General features: G+C 75.5%; 12 protein-coding genes. 11 read left to right on the forward strand and 1 reads right to left on the reverse strand.

Annotated elements, in window-relative coordinates; all coding sequences use genetic code 11:
- From aroA to LPA42_RS07480, 11 genes are all read left to right on the forward strand, one after another.
- Positions 1–3,114 (forward strand): 3-phosphoshikimate 1-carboxyvinyltransferase, encoded by a 3,114-nt coding sequence (gene aroA / locus LPA42_RS07430; RefSeq protein WP_077935113.1) that lies wholly within the window; start codon positions 1–3, stop codon positions 3,112–3,114.
- Positions 3,111–4,259: an acyl-CoA dehydrogenase family protein gene (locus tag LPA42_RS07435; protein WP_077935112.1), complete on the forward strand. Its 1,149-nt coding sequence runs from the start codon at positions 3,111–3,113 to the stop codon at positions 4,257–4,259. The genes aroA and LPA42_RS07435 overlap by 4 nt, the downstream gene beginning before the upstream one ends.
- Positions 4,256–5,050, forward strand: coding sequence for an SDR family oxidoreductase (locus LPA42_RS07440; RefSeq protein WP_077935111.1), 795 nt, complete (start codon positions 4,256–4,258; stop codon positions 5,048–5,050). Before LPA42_RS07435 ends, LPA42_RS07440 begins: the two co-directional genes overlap by 4 nt.
- Positions 5,047–7,035: an FAD-dependent oxidoreductase gene (locus LPA42_RS07445; protein ID WP_077935110.1), complete on the forward strand. Its 1,989-nt coding sequence runs from the start codon at positions 5,047–5,049 to the stop codon at positions 7,033–7,035. The genes LPA42_RS07440 and LPA42_RS07445 overlap by 4 nt, the downstream gene beginning before the upstream one ends.
- Positions 7,032–9,059 carry an ABC transporter ATP-binding protein gene (locus tag LPA42_RS07450; RefSeq protein ID WP_077935109.1) on the forward strand — a complete coding sequence of 676 codons (2,028 nt, stop codon included), beginning with the start codon at positions 7,032–7,034 and terminating at the stop codon, positions 9,057–9,059. The genes LPA42_RS07445 and LPA42_RS07450 overlap by 4 nt, the downstream gene beginning before the upstream one ends.
- Positions 9,056–10,927, forward strand: coding sequence for an ABC transporter ATP-binding protein (locus LPA42_RS07455; protein ID WP_228986438.1), 1,872 nt, complete (start codon positions 9,056–9,058; stop codon positions 10,925–10,927). The genes LPA42_RS07450 and LPA42_RS07455 overlap by 4 nt, the downstream gene beginning before the upstream one ends.
- 58 nt (positions 10,928–10,985) lie before the next feature.
- The gene (locus tag LPA42_RS34375; protein ID WP_077935107.1) at positions 10,986–12,254 is read left to right on the forward strand and encodes a cytochrome P450; all 1,269 of its coding nucleotides are present in this window, start codon (positions 10,986–10,988) and stop codon (positions 12,252–12,254) included.
- Entirely contained in the window at positions 12,247–14,055 is a 1,809-nt protein-coding gene (locus LPA42_RS07465) for a condensation domain-containing protein (RefSeq protein ID WP_077935106.1), read from the forward strand. Before LPA42_RS34375 ends, LPA42_RS07465 begins: the two co-directional genes overlap by 8 nt.
- Positions 14,056–14,179: 124 nt before the next feature.
- A complete protein-coding gene (gene fabF / locus LPA42_RS07470) occupies positions 14,180–15,439 on the forward strand; it encodes a beta-ketoacyl-ACP synthase II (RefSeq protein WP_077935105.1) in 1,260 nt (419 codons plus the stop codon).
- Complete coding sequence (locus LPA42_RS07475; RefSeq protein WP_077935104.1) at positions 15,436–16,521, forward strand: branched-chain amino acid aminotransferase; 1,086 nt, start codon at positions 15,436–15,438, stop codon at positions 16,519–16,521. Before fabF ends, LPA42_RS07475 begins: the two co-directional genes overlap by 4 nt.
- Positions 16,521–18,134 (forward strand): polyketide synthase, encoded by a 1,614-nt coding sequence (locus LPA42_RS07480; RefSeq protein WP_228986439.1) that lies wholly within the window; start codon positions 16,521–16,523, stop codon positions 18,132–18,134. The genes LPA42_RS07475 and LPA42_RS07480 overlap by 1 nt, the downstream gene beginning before the upstream one ends.
- Here LPA42_RS07480 and LPA42_RS07485 read toward each other — a convergent pair.
- A complete protein-coding gene (locus LPA42_RS07485) occupies positions 18,113–18,595 on the reverse strand; it encodes a PaaI family thioesterase (RefSeq protein ID WP_077935103.1) in 483 nt (160 codons plus the stop codon). The genes LPA42_RS07480 and LPA42_RS07485 overlap by 22 nt on opposite strands.
- Positions 18,596–18,599: the final 4 nt, after the last annotated feature.

Here is an 18,599-nt window from a genome sequence, read left to right on the forward strand (position 1 = left end):
GTGCGTCTTGTCATCAAGGGGACCAGCGAACCCCTCGTGGGGGAACTCGACATACCGGCATCGAAATACCATGCCCACCGCGCGCTGATGCTGGCGTCGCTCGCCGACGGGACGAGCCGCATCCACGGCGCCTGCGGCGCCGGCCACGTGCGCCACACCATCGGCGCCCTGCGTGACCTCGGCACGTCGATCACCGTCGATGACGACACGTTCGTGGTGCGGGGCGGCCCCTACCGGCCGGTCCGGCCGGAGGTCTCGGTCGGCAGCTCCGGCACGACGCTCTACTTCCTGACCGGGCTGGCCGCGCTGGCCGGGTCGCCGGTCACCATCACCGGCCAGAAGTACTTCCGGCGGCGGCCCATCGGCCCGCTGCTCGACGCGCTGGCCGGCATCGGCGTGGAGATCGGGTCCACCGGCGGGCTCCTGCCGATCCGGGTCCCGGCCCGTCCGCCGACCGGGGGCCGGGTGGAGATCCCGGGCACCCTCTCGCAGTGGATCTCCAGCCTGCTGCTGGTCGGCCCGTTCGCCACGGGCCCGACCGTGGTCGACGTCGTCGGCCCGTTCAACGAGCGCTCCTACGTCGACCTGACCATCGCGATGATGCGACGGTTCGGCCTGCACGTGAGCGTCGGCGCGGACGGGCGGCGGTTCGAGATCGAGCCGGGGCAGCGGGCCACCCCCGCCGAGATCCACCTGCCGCCCGACGTCGGCGCGGCGGCCTTCGGCCTGGCGGCGGCGGCCCTGCACCCGTCCGACGTCCTGTTCCGGGGGCTGCCGGCCGGCCCGTCGGGCGAGGTCGACCACCCCGAGGCCGACCTGCTGGACCACCTGCGGGAGATGGGCCTGCCGCTGCTGCGCGACCCGGCCACCGGCTGGACCCGGGTGCGGCACGACGGGTCGCGGCTGGCCGGCGTACGCGTCGACTGCCGCGCCGTGCCCGACATGCTCCCGGTGCTCAGCGTGCTCGGGGCCCACGCCCGGGGCAGCACCGTCCTGGAGAACGTGGCGCACGTGCGGCTCAAGGAGTCCGACCGGGTGGCCGCGATGCTCCAGCTCAACCGGATGGGCGGGCGGGTGCGGCTGGACGCCGACCGGCTCGTCTGCGACGGCGTGGACCGGCTGCGGGAGGCCGACCTGTCGTCGTTCAACGACCACCGGGTGCTGATGGCCCTGGCCGTGGCCGCGTCCCGGGCCTCCGGCGAGAGCCGGCTCACCTACCCCAACGCCCACCGGATCTCCTACCCGCAGTTCCTCGACCAGATGAACGCGGTCGGCCTGAACATGTCCGTCGACCGGGCACCGGTCGACAGGCCGCCGGCCGACCGGGAGCCGGCCCGGCCGGCGGCGCTGCCGTCCCCGGCCCGGCTGGCCGCCACCGGCCCCGCCGACCTGGTACGCCGGCACGCCCGCGCCCACCCGGGCACCGCCGCCGTGATCGAGGCCGCCTCGCCGGGGCGGCCGGGCGGCGTACTCACCTGGCGGGAGCTGGACCGGCGCGCGGACGCCGCGGCGGCGCTGCTGCTGGAGCTGGGCGTCGGGCCGGGCGACGTGGTCGCCTGGCAGCTGCCCAACTGGCACGAGTTCGTCGTGCTCTCCCTCGCCACCCTGCGCGTCGGCGCGGTCTGCTGCCCGATGATGCCGTTCTTCCGCGAGCGGGAGGTCGACGACCTGCTGCGCCGCTCGCGGGCGCGGGTGTTCGTGGTGCCCGCCGCCTTCCGGGGGCGCGACCACGTCGCCGAGACCGCGTCGGTGCTGGCCGCGCCCGGCGCGCCGGCCGTGGCGCACGTCCTCGTCGTCGGCGGCGACGGCCCGCTGCCGGCGGGCCCGGCGTCCCCGGGCCCGGAACCGGCGGGTCCGGTGGCGCCCGTTTCGCCGCCGGAGGGCGGCCCGGCCGCGCGGTGGCAGCGGTTCGACGGGGCCCTCGCGCGGCAGCGCCCCGACGCGGCGGCCCTGGCCGCCCGCCGGCCCGCCCCGGACGCCCTCGCCCAGCTCATGTTCACCTCGGGCACGTCCGGCCAGCCCAAGGGCGTGCTGCACCGCGCCGACACGCTGACCCGCGCGGCGGCCATGCAGGCCCGCCACCTCGGGCTCACGGCAGCCGACCGGTTGTACGTGCCGTCGCCACTGGCGCACCAGACCGGCTTCCTCTACGGCATGTGGGTCGGCTTCGTCCTCGGCGCGCCGGTCGTGCTGGAGCCCATCTGGAGCGGCCCCGCCGCCCTGGCCACCCTGCACCGCACCGGCGCGACCTTCGTCCAGGCCGCCACGCCGTTCCTCGCCGACCTGGTGGACGCCGTCGAGACCGGCGGCGGGCCGCCCGAGGCGCTGCGCGTCTTCGTCGCCACCGGCGCGGCGGTGCCCCGCACGCTGGCCGAGCGGGCCACCCGCACCCTGGGGGCGGCGGTGTGCGGCGCGTGGGGCTCCACCGAGTCCTGCCTCGGCACGCTCGCCGCGCCGACCGACGAGCCGGCCCGCGCCTGGGGCACGGACGGCCGCGCGCTGCGTGGCGTGCGGATCCGGGTCACCGGCGACGACGGCAGCGTCCTGCCCGCCGGCACCGAGGGCAACTTCGAGGTCGGCGGCGACTGCCTCTTCGCCGGCTACCTAGACCATCCGGAGTGGACGGCTGCCGCGCTGACGCCGGACGGCTGGTACCGCAGCGGGGACCTGGCGGTCATCGACGAGGCCGGCTTCGTCCGGATCACCGGCCGGGTGCGCGACGTCATCAACCGGGGCGGGGAGAAGATCCCGGTGGCCGAGCTGGAGCAGCTCCTGCACACCCACCCGGCCGTCCGCGACGTGGCGATCGTCGCGATGCCGGACCCGCGCCTCGGCGAGCGGGCCTGCGCCTTCGTCGTGCCGCAGCCGGCACCGGAGGCGACCGGGCCAGCGGAGGCGACCGGGCCAGCGGAGGCGACCGGGCCGGGGAGTTCGCCGGAACCGCTCACGCTCGACGGGATGCGGCGGTTCCTGGACGCGCGCAAGGTCGCCAAGCAGTACTGGCCCGAGCGGCTGGAGACCGTGCCCGAGCTGCCCCGCAACGTGGTCGGCAAGGTGCAGAAGTTCGTGCTGCGAGACCAGCTCAAGCAGATCATCAGCGAGGAGGCCACGTGACCGACGACGACGGCGAGGCGTTCGCGACGCTCGCCCGCGAGGTCGAGGCGTTCGTCCGCGGGCCCGGCGAGGAGTACGCCGAGACCATCGAGCGCACCCGGGCGGTCCCGCCGCAGCTCTGGGACGACCTGCGCGACCGTGGCTACCTGCGGCTGGCCGCCCCGGCCGAGTACGGCGGCGCGGGGCTCTCCTTCACGCAGTACCTGCGGCTGCTCGAACTGTTCTCCATGTCCCACGCGTCGCTGCGGATGATCGTGCACGTCTGCAACGGCGTCTGGCGGGCCATGGACCAGTTCGCCACCGACGAGCAGCGCAAGCGGTTCGTCCTCCCGCAGGTGGCCGGCGACCTGCGGGTGGCGTTCACCCTCACCGAACCCACCGCCGGCACCGGGGCCGACCTGCGCGCCAGCGTGGTCCGCGACGGCGACACCTATCTCCTCTCCGGCGAGAAGCACCTGATCACCTTCGGGGTGAGCTGCGACTACTGGCTGCTGTTCGCCCGGCTCGCCGGCACCACCGGCAAGGACGGCACCGTCGCGCTCATGGTGGACCGGCACGTCCCGGGCGTCCGGGTCGAGCCGATGGCCGACACCATGGGGGTACGCGGCACCGACCACGCCCACCTGATCTTCGACGGGGCCCCGGTGCCGGTGGCCAACCGGCTCGGCGAGGAGGGCGCGGGCCTCGCGGTCGCCCTCGGCGGCTTCCTCACCCCCAGCCGCATCGGCGTCGCCATGACCTGCGTCGGACTGGCCCGCCGCGCCCAGGAGCTGGCGGTCGCCCACGCGCGCCGCCGGGTCACCTTCGGCAAGCCGCTGACCGCCCGCCAGGCGATCGCCTTCGCGCTCGCCGAGAACGCCGCCGACATCGAGGCCGCCCGGCAGCTCACCCTGCACGCGGCGCGGCGGTGGGAGGCGGGGGCCGCCGACGCGGACGCGCTGTCCTCGATGGCCAAGCTGGTCTCCGTCGACATGCTGACCCGGGTCACCGACAAGGCGCTGCAGGCGCACGGCGGCATCGGCTACTGGGAGGGCAGCCCCATCGAGCGCGTCTACCGCGACGCCCGCGCCCAGCGGTTCGAGGAAGGCACCAACGAGATCCAGAAGACGGTCATCGCACGAGAGATCCTGGCGGAGCAACGGTGACGAGCTACCACGGCAAGACCGCACTGATCACCGGCAGCTCCCGGGGCATCGGGCGGGCCCTCGCGCTCACCCTGGCCCGGGGCGGCGGCTCGGTCGTCGTCAACTACAAGAAGAACGCGGAGCTGGCCGACCAGGTCCGCAAGGAGATCGAGCAGCTCGGCGGCCGGGCGCTCACCGTGGCCGCCGACGTCGAGCAGCCCGAGGAGATCGACCGGCTGTTCGCCGCCGCCGAGCAGGAGTTCGGCACCCTCGACTACTTCGTCTGCAACGCGGCGGCCAGCTCGTTCAAGAACATCATGGACCTGAAGGTGCACCACCTCGACCGCTCGTACGCGATGAACCTGCGCGCGTTCGTGCTCGGCTGCCAGCACGCGGTGCGGCTGATGCCCGACGGCGGCCGGATCGTGGCCCTGTCCAGCTACGGCAGCATCCGCGCCTACCCCACGTACGCGAACCTCGGCGCGGCCAAGGCCGCGATCGAGGCGTGGGTGCGCTACATGGCCCTGGAGTTCGGCGGGCGCGGCATCAACGTCAACGCCGTCAACGGCGGCATCATCGAGACGGAGTCGTCGCAGTACTTCTACGACGTGCCCGGGATGGCCCCGCTGTCCACGGTGCTGCCCAAGATCCCCAAGGGCCGGATGGGCACCGCCCAGGAGATCGCCGACGTCGTCGCGTTCCTGCTCTCCCCGGCGGCCGAGTACATCACCGGGCAGACGATCGTCGCCGACGGCGGACTGTCGATCGTCTCGCCGCCGTTCGTCCAGGACCTGACCGCCCCCCTGACATGACGTCCGGCCTGGAGCACGTGCTGCGCCCCGGCCGGATCGGCCGGCTGGCGCTGCCGCACCGCGTCGTCACCGGGGCCATGCACCTGGGCTGGGAGGCCCGCGACGACGGCGGGGCGGCGCTGGCGGCGTTCTACGTCGAGCGGGCCCGGGGCGGGGCCGGGCTGATGGTGACCGGCGGCGCGGCCGTCAGCCCGGAGGGCGCCGGGGGGCCGGGCTACGGCGTGCTCGACGACGCCCGCTTCCGCGCCCGGCTGCGGCGCGTCGCCGCCGAGGTGCGCGCGGCCGGAGGGCTGCTCGCGCTGCAGTTGTTCCACGCCGGCCGGTACGCCCGGCCGGCGGCGGGCGGCCCCCACCCGGTCGCCCCGTCCGCCGTCTACAGCGCCTTCTCCCGGCACACCCCGACCGCGCTCGACGCCGCCGGCATCGCCCACACGGTCGCGGACTTCGCCCGGGGGGCCGCCCACGCCCGCGACCTCGGCTTCGCCGCCGTGGAGATCATGGGCTCCGAGGGCTACCTGCTCGACCAGTTCCTCTCCCCGCTGACCAACCTTCGCGACGACGAGTGGGGCGGCGACCCGCGGCGGCGGTCCCGCTTCCCGGTGGAGGTGGTCCGGGCGGTGCGCGCGGCCGTAGGCACCGACTTTCCGGTCATCATGCGGATGACCGGTGACGACCTGATGGCCGGCGGCACGACCCGCGACGACGTCCTGGCGTACGCCCGCGCGCTCGCCGCCGCCGGTGCGGACGCCCTCAACGTCGGGGTCGGCTGGCACGAGTCCCCGGTCCCCACCGTGCAGGCCGTGGTCCCGCCGGGGCACTGGGTGCCGGTGGCGGCGGCGGTCAAGGAGGCCGTCGGCGCGTTGCCCGTGCTGGCCAGCAACCGGATCAACCGGCTGTCGCAGGCCGAGGCCGTCCTCGCCGGCACGCCGTTGGACCTGGTGTCGATGGCGCGGCCGTTCCTCGCCGACCCGGCGCTGGTCGCCAACGCCCGCGCCGGCCGGCCGGTGAACGTCTGCGTGGCCTGCAACCAGTCCTGCATCGACCGGTCGCTGGCCGACGAGCCGGTGTCCTGCATGGTCAACCCCCGGGTCGGGCGCGAGCACGAGCCGGCGGCGACGCCCGCCGCGTCGCCCCGCCGGGTCGCCGTCGTCGGGGCCGGCCCGGCGGGCCTCAGGGCCGCCCGCGAGCTTGCGCTGGCCGGGCACCGGGTCACCGTGTACGAGGCCGCCGACGAGCCCGGCGGCCAGTTCCGGCTGGCGGGCCGGGTGCCCGGCAAGGCCGACTACCTCGCCGCGATCGGCTTCCTCGTCGCCGAGCTGGCCCGGCTCGACGTCGAGCTGCGCACCGGCCGTCGGATGACCGCCGCCGACCGGGACCTGCTCGGCGGCTACGACGGGGTGGTCGTCGCCACCGGCGTGCTGCCCCGGCCCGTCGCCATTCCCGGCGCGGACCTGCCGCACGTGCTCGACTATCCGGCCGCCTTCGCCGACGGGGCGCTGGCCGAACGCGTCGTCGTGATCGGCGGCGGCGGCGTCGCCGTGGACGTGGCGCACCTGGCCAGCCACCCGGCCGGGCCGGCACGGCGGGTCACGGTGCTGCACCGGGGCCGCCGGCTCGGCTCCCGGCTGGGGCGCTCGACGCGGTGGGCGGTGCTCGCCGAGCTGCGCCGGCAGCGGGTCGACGTCGTGCCCGGCGTCCGCGACCTGCGGATCAGCCCGGACGGGGTGCACTTCGCCGACGCCGAGGGACAGGAGCGCGTCGTACCCGCCGACACCGTGGTGATCGCCGCCGGGCAGGTGCCCGACGACGGCCTCGTGGCGACGGTGCGCGCGGCCGGCGTCTGGCACCACGTCGTCGGCGGCGCGCGGGACACCGCCGGGCTGGACGCGGTGCGGGCCTTCGCCGAGGGCACGGCGGCGGCGGAGGCGTTCCGGCGCGCGCAGGACCACGCCGACCAACTCGCTGGGATCGAGGAACGGGTATGACCGTCGACGGGCCGGAACGCATTACCGCGCTCGGCGTGCTGCGGCGCACCGCCGTGGACCGGTGGCGCATCTTGCGGCTGCTGCCGCGCGCGGGCTGGGCGGCGGTGACCGCCGCCGTCGTCAACAACGTGCTGCTGGCCGCCGCGCCGGTGCTGTTCATCGTGATGACGAGCCTGCTCGTCGGGCGGCTGCCCGCCGCCGTCCGCGACGGCGTGGACTCGCCGGCGTTCGGGCGGCTGGTGACCGCGTTCGTCGTCGCCGCCGCCGCGCTCAGCGCGCAGCAGCTGCTGGCCCAGCTCCAGCTCACCACCGGGCTGCTGGTCCAGCGCCGCGTCGACGGGTGGGTCGCCGACGAGCTGATGGCCGCCGCGCTGAGCAGCCCGGGCATGGAACCGCTGGACGACCGGGCGCTGACCGACCGGCTCAGCGAGGCGTCCCGCGAGGTGGAGCAGGGCATCCAGAGCCCCGGGGCCGCCTGCGCCGGGATGCTGGCGCTGCTCGCCCGCTACGGCCAGCTCACCGGGTACGCGGTGGTCGTCGGCGTCGTGTTCTCCTGGTTCGCGGGCGTGGGCCTGCTCGCCGCCGTCCTGGCGTTCCGCCACGGCCAGCGCGGTGGCCTGCGCAAGTACGCGGCGATCTACGGCACGATCGTGGCCCGGGTGCGCCGGCTGACATACTTCCGCTCCGTCGCCACGGGCAAGCCGGCCGCCAAGGAGATCCGCGTCTTCGGTCTCCTGCCGTGGCTGCGCGAGCAGTACGCGGCGGCGTACCTGGACTGGATGCGCCCGGTCTGGGCCGAGCGGCGCCGCGTCTACCTGCGGCCCTACTTCGGCTACACGGCCCTCGGGCTGGTGGTGCTCGTCGCGGTCCTCGCCGCGCTGGGCCTTGCCGGCGGGCAGCGGGAGGTCGACCTCACCCGGCTGGCGCTGGTCATCCAGGCCGTCCTGGCGGCGATCCAGCTCGGCGAGTTCTATCCCGAGGCCGACGTGCAGACCCAGTTCGGCATGAACGCCTACCGGGCGGTCGACGAGTTCCGCGCCGGCATGCGGGCCCGGTCCGCCCCGGACCAAGCCCCCGCCCTCGTTCCCGGGCCCGCATCGACACCCCCGCCGGTGCCCGCGCCGCGCCCGGCCGGGGAGCCGGGCGCGCCGCCCGCCGCCGTGCCGATCCGGTTCGAGGCGGTGTCCTACCGCTACCCGCACCGGTCCGCGCCCGTGTTCACCGACCTCGACCTCACCCTGCCCCCGGGCAGGTGCACCGCGATCGTGGGGCTCAACGGCGCCGGCAAGACCACCCTGGTCAAGCTGCTCGCCCGGCTGGCGACCCCGACCTCGGGCCGGATCACCGTGGGCGGGCAGCCCGTCGACGCCCTGCCCGTGGCGCGCTGGCGCGGCAACCTCGCCGTGATCTTCCAGGACTACCTGCGGTACGAGGCCAGCGCCGCCGACAACATCGCGCTCGGTGCCGCCGGGCACGCCGGTGACCTCGCCGGCATCCGGGCGGCGGCCGAGGCGGCGGGCATCCTGGGCACGCTCGACGCGCTGCCGCGAGGGCTGGACACCCCGCTGTCCGGGCAGCTGCGCGGCGGGGTGGACCTCTCCGGCGGCCAGTGGCAGCGGCTCGCCATCGCCCGGGCGCTGTTCGCCGTCCGCCACGGCGCGTCGGTGCTCGTGCTCGACGAGCCGACGGCCAGCCTGGACGTCCGCGCCGAGGCGCGGTTCTTCGACGAGATCATCGCCGCCACGGCGGGCGTCACCACGGTCCTCATCTCGCACCGGTTCGCCACCGTGCGCCGCGCCGACCACATCGTCGTGCTGGCCGAGGGGCGCGTCGTCGAGCAGGGCTCGCACGACGAACTGTTGCGCCACGGCGGCCGGTACGCCCGGCTGTTCGAGTTGCAGGCGGCCCGGTTCCTCGACGACCGCCCGGACGGCGACCCGGACCACCCGGACGGCGACGACCCGGGCGGCCCGGAGGGCGACGGCGCGCCGGCGGAGATCGGACAGGAACGGAGCCTCGGATGAGTCGCGGACTGCTGTCGGCCGCCTGGTCGCTGTGGCGGACCTCGCTGCGGCAGGACCGGCGCAAGGCCGTCACGGCGCTGGTGCTCGTCGTCGCCGGCGCGGCGGCGTGGCCCCTGGTGGCGATCATGCTGCGCGTCCTGTTCGAGGCCGCGAACGCCGGGCGGCCGGTCGCCGCGAGCCTCGCCGGGGTCGCCGTGGCGGTGCTGCTGATCGCCGGCCTCACCCTCGGCCACTTCGCGCACATCGCCTACTTCGAGCTGTCGGAGCTGGACGTCCTGCACCTGCACCAGGAGCTGATGGACGCCACCAACGGCTCGGCCGGGATGGCCCACTTCGAGCAGCCCGAGTTCGCCGACAAGGTCAGGATCCTGGAGGAGGACGTCGAGCAGCTCCGCGTCGGCCTCCAGGCGGTGCTGACCGGCGTCGGCCTGGCCGTGTCCATGACGCTGACGACGGCGGTGCTCGCCTCGCTGCACCCGCTGCTGCTGTTGCTGCCGCTGGTCGCCGTGCCGCCGCTGCTGGCCGGCCGGCGGGCGGAGCGGATGGTGGACCGGTCTCGGGAGGCCAGCGCCGAGTCCACCCGCCGGGCCCTGGGCCTGTTCCGCCTCGCCACCCACGCCGCGTCCGGCAAGGAGCTGCGGGTCTTCGGCCTGGAACAGGAGGTACGCCGCCGGCACGGCGCGTTCTGGCAGGACGCCACCCGGCGGCTGTGGCGCACGCAGGCCGTGGCGAGCCTCGTCCGCATGCTCGGGCAGTTGGCGTTCGCGGGCGGCTACATCGCCGCCGTGCTCCTGATCCTGCGCGACGCCGTCGCCGGCCGCCGGGGCGTGGGCGACGTCATCCTGGTCATCACCATCGCGGCGCAGGTCAACCAGCAGGTGGCCGCCGCGGTCGGTGTCCTCCAGGACCTCCAGCGGCTGCGCAGCGTCTACCAGCGGCTCGACGAGGTCCACGAACTGGTCCGGGCCGGGGAGCGCGCCGACCGGGACGAGGCCCGACCCGCCGGTTCCGCTGACCCGCCCGGCCCCACTGACCCGCCCGGCCCCGCCGGCTCACCCGCCCCGCCGGCCGGGTCGCCGCCGCCGGAGCGGCTGCGCGACGGCATCCGGCTCGTCGGCGTCGAGCTGCGCTACCCCGGCGGGGAACAGCCGGTGCTCGCCAACCTCGACCTGCACCTGCCGGCGGGCGCGACCGTGGCGATCGTCGGCGACAACGGCGCCGGCAAGACCACCCTCGTCAAGCTCGTCTGCGGGCTGCTGCGCCCGACCGCCGGCCGGGTCCTCGTCGACGGCGTCGACCTGGCCGACCTGCCGCTGCCCGGGTGGCGGGCCCGAATCGCGGCCGGCTTCCAGGACTTCGTCCGCCTCGAACTGCCGGCCCGGCGGACCGTCGGCGTCGGTGACCTGCCCCGGCTCGACGACGAGCCGGCGGTGCGTGCCGCGCTGGAGCGCGCCGGCGCCGGCGACCTCGTCGGGCAGCTCGAAGCCGGCCTCGACACCCAGCTCGGCCGCGAGTACGCCGACGGGGCCGAACTCTCCGGCGGCCAGTGGCAGAAGCTCGCCCTCGGCCGGGCGTTCATGCGCGACGACCCCCTGCTGGTCGTCCTCGACGAGCCCGCCGCCGCCCTCGACGCCGAGGCCGAACACGCGATGTTCGAGCGGTACCGCCTCCAGGCCGCCCGGGTCGCCGCCGCCACCGGCGCGGTCAGCGTGTTCGTGTCGCACCGCTTCTCCACCGTCCAGTTGGCCGACCTGATCGTGGTGCTCGCCGACGGCCGGGTCGCCGAGCTGGGCGGCCACGCCGACCTGATCGCCGCCGACGGCCTCTACGCGGAGATGTTCGAGCTGCAGGCGAGGGCGTACCGGTGACCGGGGTGGACGCCGACGTCCGGCCCACCAGCCACAGCGAAGTCCGGAGGACCCGTCAGTGACCAGCGCAACGCACACCGCAGAGTTCGACCCCTTCTCCCCGAGCGCCATGGACGACCCCTATCCCGCGTACGCGGAGCTGCTGCGCCACGAGGAGCCGCTGTACCTGGCCGACCGCGACATGTGGCTGGTCATCCGGTACGACCACGTGCGCGCGGCGGCGAAGGACCACGGCGGCCTCTCCTCGGCCGAGGGGATCGCCTACCACCGGTCCACGCTGCCCGTGCTGTTCGGGCTCGACCAGCCCGACCACACCCGGATGCGCGGGCTGATCCGGCACGACTTCTCGCCCCGTGGCGTGCAGTTCTGGCGGCCGTTCATCGAGCAGGTCTGCGGCGAGCTGCTCGACGAGGCCGTCGCCACCGGCGACATCGACCTCGTCCAGCAGGCGATCATCCTGCTGCCCGTCAAGGTCGTCACCACGATCGTCGGGGTGCCCAGCGACAACCTCGCCAAGCTGAAGCTGACCGCCGGGGTGCTGGAGAGCTTCATCGCCAACGCGAAGGTCGGCGAGGACGCCCCGGACGACCCCGACGAGAACGCGCTGCGGCTGCGGGCCGCCAAGTCCGCGCTCTCCTCCGTCGCCGGCCTGTCCACCTTCCTCGGTGGGCTGCTGGAGGAGCGCCGGGCGCAGCCGCCCCGCAGCGACGTGGTGTCGAAGCTGTTCGCCGCCGCCGAGAAGGGCGGGGTGACCGAGAACGAGATCCTCTGGCTCTGCCTCACCCTGCTCGTCGGCGGCCAGGAGACCATGACGCACTTCCTGGGCAACATGTTGGACGCCCTGCTGAACCACCCCGACCAGTTCCGCCTGGTGCGCAGCCGGCCCGACCTGATCCCGGCGACGATCGAGGAGACGGCCCGCTTCTACCCGCCCGTGCAGAACGTCTTCCGCACCGCCACGACCGACGTCGTCGTCGGCAACACCACCATCCCGAGGGACGCCCGGGTCGAGCTGTCGTTCGCGGCGGCCAACCGCGACCCGCGCAAGTTCCCCGACCCCAACGCCTACCGGATCGACCGCCGCACCGACGGGCACCTGGGTTTCGGGGCGGGCATCCACACCTGCGTCGGCATGCACCTGGCCCGCCTCCAAGCGGCGACGTTCCTGCGCCTGCTCATCGAGCGCACCGACGACATCGAGCTGATCGGCGAGCTGGTCAAGATCCCCAGCCCGGCGTTCCGGGGGCTCGACCACCTGCCGCTGCGGCTCACCCCGAAGGGCGGTCGCCCGGCCGCCGCGCCGGTGAACGGGGGGCACCGTGCGTGACGCGACCACCGACGGCCCGCCGGACCCGGCCGTGCTCGACCTGCCGTTCGCCGTCGGCGAGGCCGCGTCCGGGCCGCTGACCTGGGCGCAGAGCGTGATGTGGGACGCGATGCAGTGGTTCGGCAAGGAGGCGAACCAGTTCAACATCGGCCAGCCCCTCGTGCTCGCCGAACCCGTCGGGCAGGCCCGGCTGCTCGCGACCCTGCGGGGCCTGGTCGAGGCGCACCAGACGCTGCGGACCCGGTACGTGGCCCGGTCGGGCCAGCCCCGCCAGGAGGTCCACGCCTCGGGGGCGTACGACGTCGTGGTGGCGGACGGGCACGACGACCCGGCGCGCGTCGCGGAGGAGCTGGCCGGGCGGTTGGCGGAGACCGCGTTCGACCACGAGGCCGAGTGGCCGCTGCGGGTCGGCTGCGTCGTCGACGGGGAGCGCCGGGTCACCGCCGTGGCGTTCGTCGGGTCGCACCTGGCGTTCGACGGCTGGGCGTTCAACACGTTCGTCGACCTCCTGCTCGCCGGGCTCACCGGCGAGCAGGACCAGCCGGAGCAGGCGTCGCCGCCGGTCGCCGTGCCGCAGTCGGCGTCGCCCGTCGGTGCGCAGCCGTCGGCCGGTGAGGGCGTGCCGCAGGCGCTGGAGCAGGCCGCCTTCGAGGGATCACCCGCCGGCCAGCAGCAGAGCCGGCTCGGGCTCCGGCACTGGGAACAGGGCCTGTCCGCCGCGCCGGCGTCCATGTTCGACCTGCCGCGCGCGGCCACCGGCGACCAGCCCATCGAGCGGCACCTGCTCGACTCGGCGGCGGTGGCCGCGGCGGCGGCCACCCTCGCGGCGCGCACCCGCACGTCGTTCTCGACCGTGCTGCTCTGCCTCACCACGCTCGTCCTGACCGCCTACAACGGCCACGACACGGCCGTGCTCAAGCTGATCACGGGCAACCGGCTCGACCGGCGCAGCCGCGACCTGATCGCGCTGAACACCCTGGACGCGCTGCTGGCGTTCACCGTCCCGCGCGACGTGGACCTGCTCACCGCCGTCCGGCAGACGCACCGGCCGGCGTTCGACGCGTACCGCCGGGCGCAGTGCGACCCGCGCGCCGTCCGGACGGTGGTCGAGGAGGTGGGCCGGCGGCGGGGCGTGTCGTTTGACCTGTCCACCTACTTCAACAACGGGCACCGGGGCAACGACTGGGCCGTCACCGGCCCGGAACCGGGGCCGGACCGGCTCGCCGAGCTGCGCGCCGGGTCCCGCTACACGCGGCTGGACCCGCTGCCCCGCAGCGACATGAAGTTCATGGTCGCCGCCAGCAACGCCGGGGAGGGGGTCTGCCGCCTCGGCCTGCTGGTGGACACGACGTACCTGCCGGGTGCGCTCGGCGAGACCATCGTGCGGGGCATCGAGACGCTGCTGTGCGACGCGGTCGCCGACGAGATCGGCGTCGCCGAGATCCCCGGCCGGATCGGCCTCACCCCCGCCGTCCGGGGCGCGGACTGGGTGCGTACCCCCGCCGGCTGGGTGCGCCCCGCCGACGTGGCGGAGCTGGTCCGCGAGGCGGCCGGGGGCGTCGAGGTCGCCGTCCTCGCCGCCGGGCCCGCGCCGGGCACCGGGCTGACGGCGTACGTCGCCGACGCCTCGGCCGTACCGGAGGAGTTGCACCGGCGCGTGCTCGACCTGCTGCCGGGCCGCACGGGCGTGGCCGCCCCCGACGGGTACGTCGCCTGCGTGGCGGCCCCGCCCGCCGGGGCCGGGCCCGACGCCTGGCGGGGCGTGCCCGTCGCGGCGCGCGGCCCGGGGCGGCCGGCATGACCGGCCGGGTCCCCGGGACGACCGGCGGGAGCGGCGACCGCCGCACGGACGCCTGCCGCGCGGTCACGGCGATTGATAGTCTGCGGTGGGTCGTTCGATGCCTGAGAAGTGGGGCCGTGGCGGGATGGTAGGGGGCGACGTCGTCATCACCGGCATCGGCGCCGTCACGCCGCTCGGCCTCGACCGGGAGAGCACCTGGCACGGCCTGCTGGCCGGCAAGTCCGGCGTCGGCGCGATCACCGCGTTCGACGCCGCCGACCTGCCCACCCGCATCGCCGCCGAGGTGCGGGGCTTCGACCCGGCGGCGCACTTCACCCCGAAGCGGGCCCGCCGGATGGCGCGGTTCAGCCAGTTCGCGGTCGTCGCCGCGCGGGAGGCGGTCGCCGACGCGGGCCTGACCGTCGACCCCGACCACGCCGACCGGGTGGGCGTGGTGGTCAACGCGGCCGTCGCCGGCTTCGACACCGTCGAGGCGGCCACCCGGGGGCTCCTCGCGCCCGTGCCGTCCGCGCCCAGCGCCCAGTTCGTGCCGTCCTCCCTGACCAACATGCCGGCCTGCGAGATCGCCATCGACCTGGGCGCGCACGGGCCGGTCAACGCCAGCGCCCTGGCCTGCGCCAGCGGCGCGTACGCGCTGCTCGACGCCCGCCGCCTGATCCTCAGCGGCGAGGCGGACGTGGTCGTCTGCGGCGGCACCGACGCGGCGATCACCCCGGCCATGTTCGCCGGCCTGGTGAGCATGGGCGCGATGTCCGAGCGCAACGCCGACCCGGCGGGCGCCAGCCGGCCGTTCTCCGCCGACCGCGACGGCTTCGTCTTCGGCGAGGGCGCGGTGGTGCTGGTCCTGGAGTCGGCCGAGCACGCCCGCCGCCGGGGGGCCACCCCCTATGCCACCCTCGCCGGTGGCGCGCTGACCAGCGACGCGTTCCACGTGAGCGCCCCCGCCCCGGGCGGCGTGCACGCCGCCGCCGCGATCCGGCAGGCCGTGGCCCGCTCCGGGCTGCGCCCCGACGACGTCGACTACATCTGCGCCCACGGCACCTCGACGAAGGCCAACGACCGCACGGAGACCGTCGCGATCCGTGCCGCGCTCGGCGACGCCGCCGACCGGGTGGCGGTCAGCGCGCCCAAGTCGATGCTCGGCCACCTGATCGGCGCGGCCGGGGCGCTCGGCGCGATGGTGTGCGCCATGGCGATCCGCGAGCAGGTCGTGCCGCCCACGATCAACCTGCACGAGCCGGACCCGGAGTGCGACCTGGACTACGTGCCGCACCAGGCCAGGGAGATGCCGGTGCGGGCCGCGCTCACCAACGCCTTCGGCTTCGGCGGGCAGAACTGCGTCGCCGTCTTCACCGAGCCACCGTCCCGAGGAGAGCCCAGATGACCGCCGAGTTCCGGTTGAGGCGAACCGACCACCCGACTCCCCAGCAGCAGCGGGAGGAGATCCTCGCCGATCCCGGGTTCGGCCGGCACTTCACCGACCACATGGTCACCGTGACGTGGACGCCGGACGCGGGCTGGCACGACCACCAGGTCACCGCGCTGGCCCCGTTCACCCTGCACCCCGGGGCGGCCGTCCTGCACTACGCGCAGGAGATCCTCGAAGGGCTCAAGGCGTTCCGCCGCGCCGACGGCAGCATCTGGCTGTTCCGGCCCGGCCTCAACGCGCGCCGGTTCGCCGCGTCCGCCGACCGGCTCGTCCTGCCCGAGCTGGACGAGGAAACCTTCGTCGAGTCCGTCGCCGCGCTGGTCCGCGCCGACGAGGCGTGGGTGCCGCCGTACGGCGGGGAGCAGAGCCTCTACCTGCGCCCGTTCATGTTCGCCGCGGAGGCGTTCCTCGGGGTGCGGCCGGCGCAGCAGGTCACCTACTGCGTGATCGCCTGCCCGGCCGGGTCGTACTTCCCGAACGGGGTCACCGGCGTGACCCTGTGGATCTCCACGAAGTACAGCCGGGCGTCGATCGGCGGCACCGGCGCGGCCAAGTGCGGCGGCAACTACGCCGCGAGCCTCGCCCCGCAGCGCGAGGCGCTGGGGCACGGCTGCGAGCAGGTGCTCTACCTGGGCGGCGAGCAGCGGCGCGACATCGACGAGTCGGGCACCATGAACGTCTTCTTCGTGACCCGCGACCAGCAGCTCGTCACCCCGAGCCTCGGCACCATCCTCGACGGGGTGACCCGCGACAGCGTGCTGGCGCTCGCCGCCGAGCACGGCCTCGACCCGGTGCAGCGGTCGATCGGCATGGACGAGATCCGCGACGGGCTCGCCGACGGCACGGTCACGGAGGCGTTCGCGGCCGGCACCGCCGCCGTGATCACCCCGATCATCGGGTTCAAGAGCGAGGAGTTCTCCGCCCCGGTCGGCGACGGCACCCCCGGCAAGTACACCCGCCAGTTCCGCACCCACCTGCTGGACATCCAGTACGGCCGGGCCGAGGACACCCACGGCTGGATGCACCGGGTCCTGTAGTGGGCACACCCATCGCGGTGGTCGGGATGGCCGTCCGCGCGCCGGGCGGCATCGCCGACCTCGACGCGTACTGGTCGGCCATCCTGCACGCCCGCGACCTCACCGGCGACCTGCCGGCCGACCGGCGCGACGCGTTCGGCGCGGCGTGGGACGGCATGGTCACCCGGGGCGGATACCTCGACGGGGCGTTCGACTTCGACCCGAAGTTCTTCGGCATCGCGCCGAAGGAGGCCCGGGTGCTCGACCCGCAGCACCGGCTGCTGCTGGAGGTCGCCTGGGAGGCGTTCGAGCACGCGGCGATCCCCGTCGCCGCCGTCGCCGCGTCCACCGGCGTGTTCGTCGGCATCACCGGCCGGGACTACTGGCAGTGGCTCTCCGGCGACCCCAACTCGTACTGGACCATCGGCAACGGCCACGCGTTCGCCGCCGGCCGGGTCGCGTACACCCTCGGGTTGGGGGGTCCGGTGTTCGCGCTGGACACGGCGTGCTCGTCGTCGCTGGTGTCCGTGCACACCGCGTGCCGGGCGCTGGCCGCCGGCGACTGCGACGTGGCCCTCGCGGGCGGCGTCAACCTGGTCCTCGCCCCGGGCACCACCCGGGCGGTGGCGCAGACCGGCGCGCTGTCGCCGCAGGGCCGCTCCCGCCCGTTCGACGCCGACGCGAACGGGTTCGTCCGGGGCGAGGGCTGCGGCCTGCTGGTGCTCAAGCGGCTCGCCGACGCCCGCCGGGACCACGACCGCGTCCTCGCGGTGATCGGCGGCACCGGCATCAACCACGACGGGCGCACGGCGACGTTCACGACGCCGAACGTGTCGGCCCAGGCGGGGCTCATCGACACCGTCCTCGCGGCGGCCGGCGTGTCCGCGCGGGACGTCGGCTACCACGAGGCGCACGGCACCGGCACCCCGCTGGGCGACCCGTCCGAGCTGGAGGCGGTCGTGGCCGCGCTCGGCCGCCGCGACGGCCGCCCGCTGTACGTGGGCTCGGTGAAGGGCAACGTCGGCCACACCGAGTCGGCCGCCGGGGTGCTCGGGCTGGTGAAGGCCGTGCTGTGCCTGCACCACCGCACGATCGCCCCGCAGGCCAACTACCGGGAGCTCAACCCGCGCGTCGACCTCGCGGGCACCGGCATCGAGATCGCGGCGGTGGCGGTGCCCTGGGACGACCGGCTGGGCCCCTGCGCGTCGACGAGCTCGTACGGGATGAGCGGCACCAACGCCTTCGCGGTGCTGTCCCCGGCACCGCCGCCCGAGCCGGCCGCAGCGGTGCCCGCCCCGCGCGGCTTCCCCGTGTCGGCCGCCACCCCGGGCGCGCTCGCCGAGCTGGCCGGCCGGTACGCGGCGCACCTGGCCGCCCTGCCCGACGCGGACTACCCGGCGTTCGCGTCGACCGCCACCGGCGGCCGCACCCGGCTCAAGCACGCGGTGTGGGTCGAGGCGGCCGAGCCGGCCGGCGCGGCGGCGGCGCTGGCGGCCCTGGCCGCAGGCGAGGCGCACCCGGCCGTGCGGGCGCTCGGCGCGGACGAGCCGGTGCCGGCCCCGCCCGGCCGGGCGGTCGTCTCGCTGCCCGGCTACCCGTGGCAGCGCGGCACCTACCTCTCCGCCCCGGCCTGAGCCCTCTCCGCCCCGGCCTGGGCGGCGAGCGTGGCCGCGCGGGCGGCCCGCGACGGCAGCGCGAAGTGCAGCGTGGCCATGGCGACCAGGCGGCCACGGTGGTCCGTGGCCCGCGCGTCCACGACCGCCGAGCGGCTGGCGATGTTGACCACCTCGGCGGCGACCCGCAGCACGCCGGGCTCGGCCGGCTCCAGGAAGCTGATGCTGCTGTTGGCCAGCGCCATCGCGGGCGCCGGCCCGACCAGCACGTTCACCGCGACGAAGCCGGCCAGGTCGATCGCCCAGAACATGGCCGGCCCGGACAGCGCCCCGTCGATGCGGCGTTCGAGCCCGTCGGGGCCGGCGGCGCAGACCACCCGGCCGCCGTCGATCGCCTCCACCCGGAGCCGGTCGGTGCCGGACAGGATCTCGGCGAGCCACGCCCGCGCCTCGTCGATCGCCATCACCGGTTGCCACGCCATGGCC

Origin of the sequence: Micromonospora sp. DH13, from assembly GCF_020873825.1 — a bacterium.
In the GTDB taxonomy this organism is placed as follows: Bacteria; Actinomycetota; Actinomycetes; order Mycobacteriales; family Micromonosporaceae; genus Micromonospora; species Micromonospora haikouensis.

What these genes read in the sequence shown, in the direction of transcription:
- LPA42_RS07445 (WP_077935110.1), top strand. Translation starts at nt 5,047, where the DNA reads ATGACGTCCGGCCTGGAGCACGTGCTGCGCCCCGGCCGGATCGGCCGG.
- LPA42_RS07450 (WP_077935109.1), top strand. Translation starts at nt 7,032, where the DNA reads ATGACCGTCGACGGGCCGGAACGCATTACCGCGCTCGGCGTGCTGCGG.
- LPA42_RS07455 (WP_228986438.1), top strand. Translation starts at nt 9,056, where the DNA reads ATGAGTCGCGGACTGCTGTCGGCCGCCTGGTCGCTGTGGCGGACCTCG.
- fabF (WP_077935105.1), top strand. Translation starts at nt 14,180, where the DNA reads ATGGTAGGGGGCGACGTCGTCATCACCGGCATCGGCGCCGTCACGCCG.
- LPA42_RS07475 (WP_077935104.1), top strand. Translation starts at nt 15,436, where the DNA reads ATGACCGCCGAGTTCCGGTTGAGGCGAACCGACCACCCGACTCCCCAG.
- LPA42_RS07485 (WP_077935103.1), bottom strand. Translation starts at nt 18,595, where the DNA reads ATGGCGTGGCAACCGGTGATGGCGATCGACGAGGCGCGGGCGTGGCTC.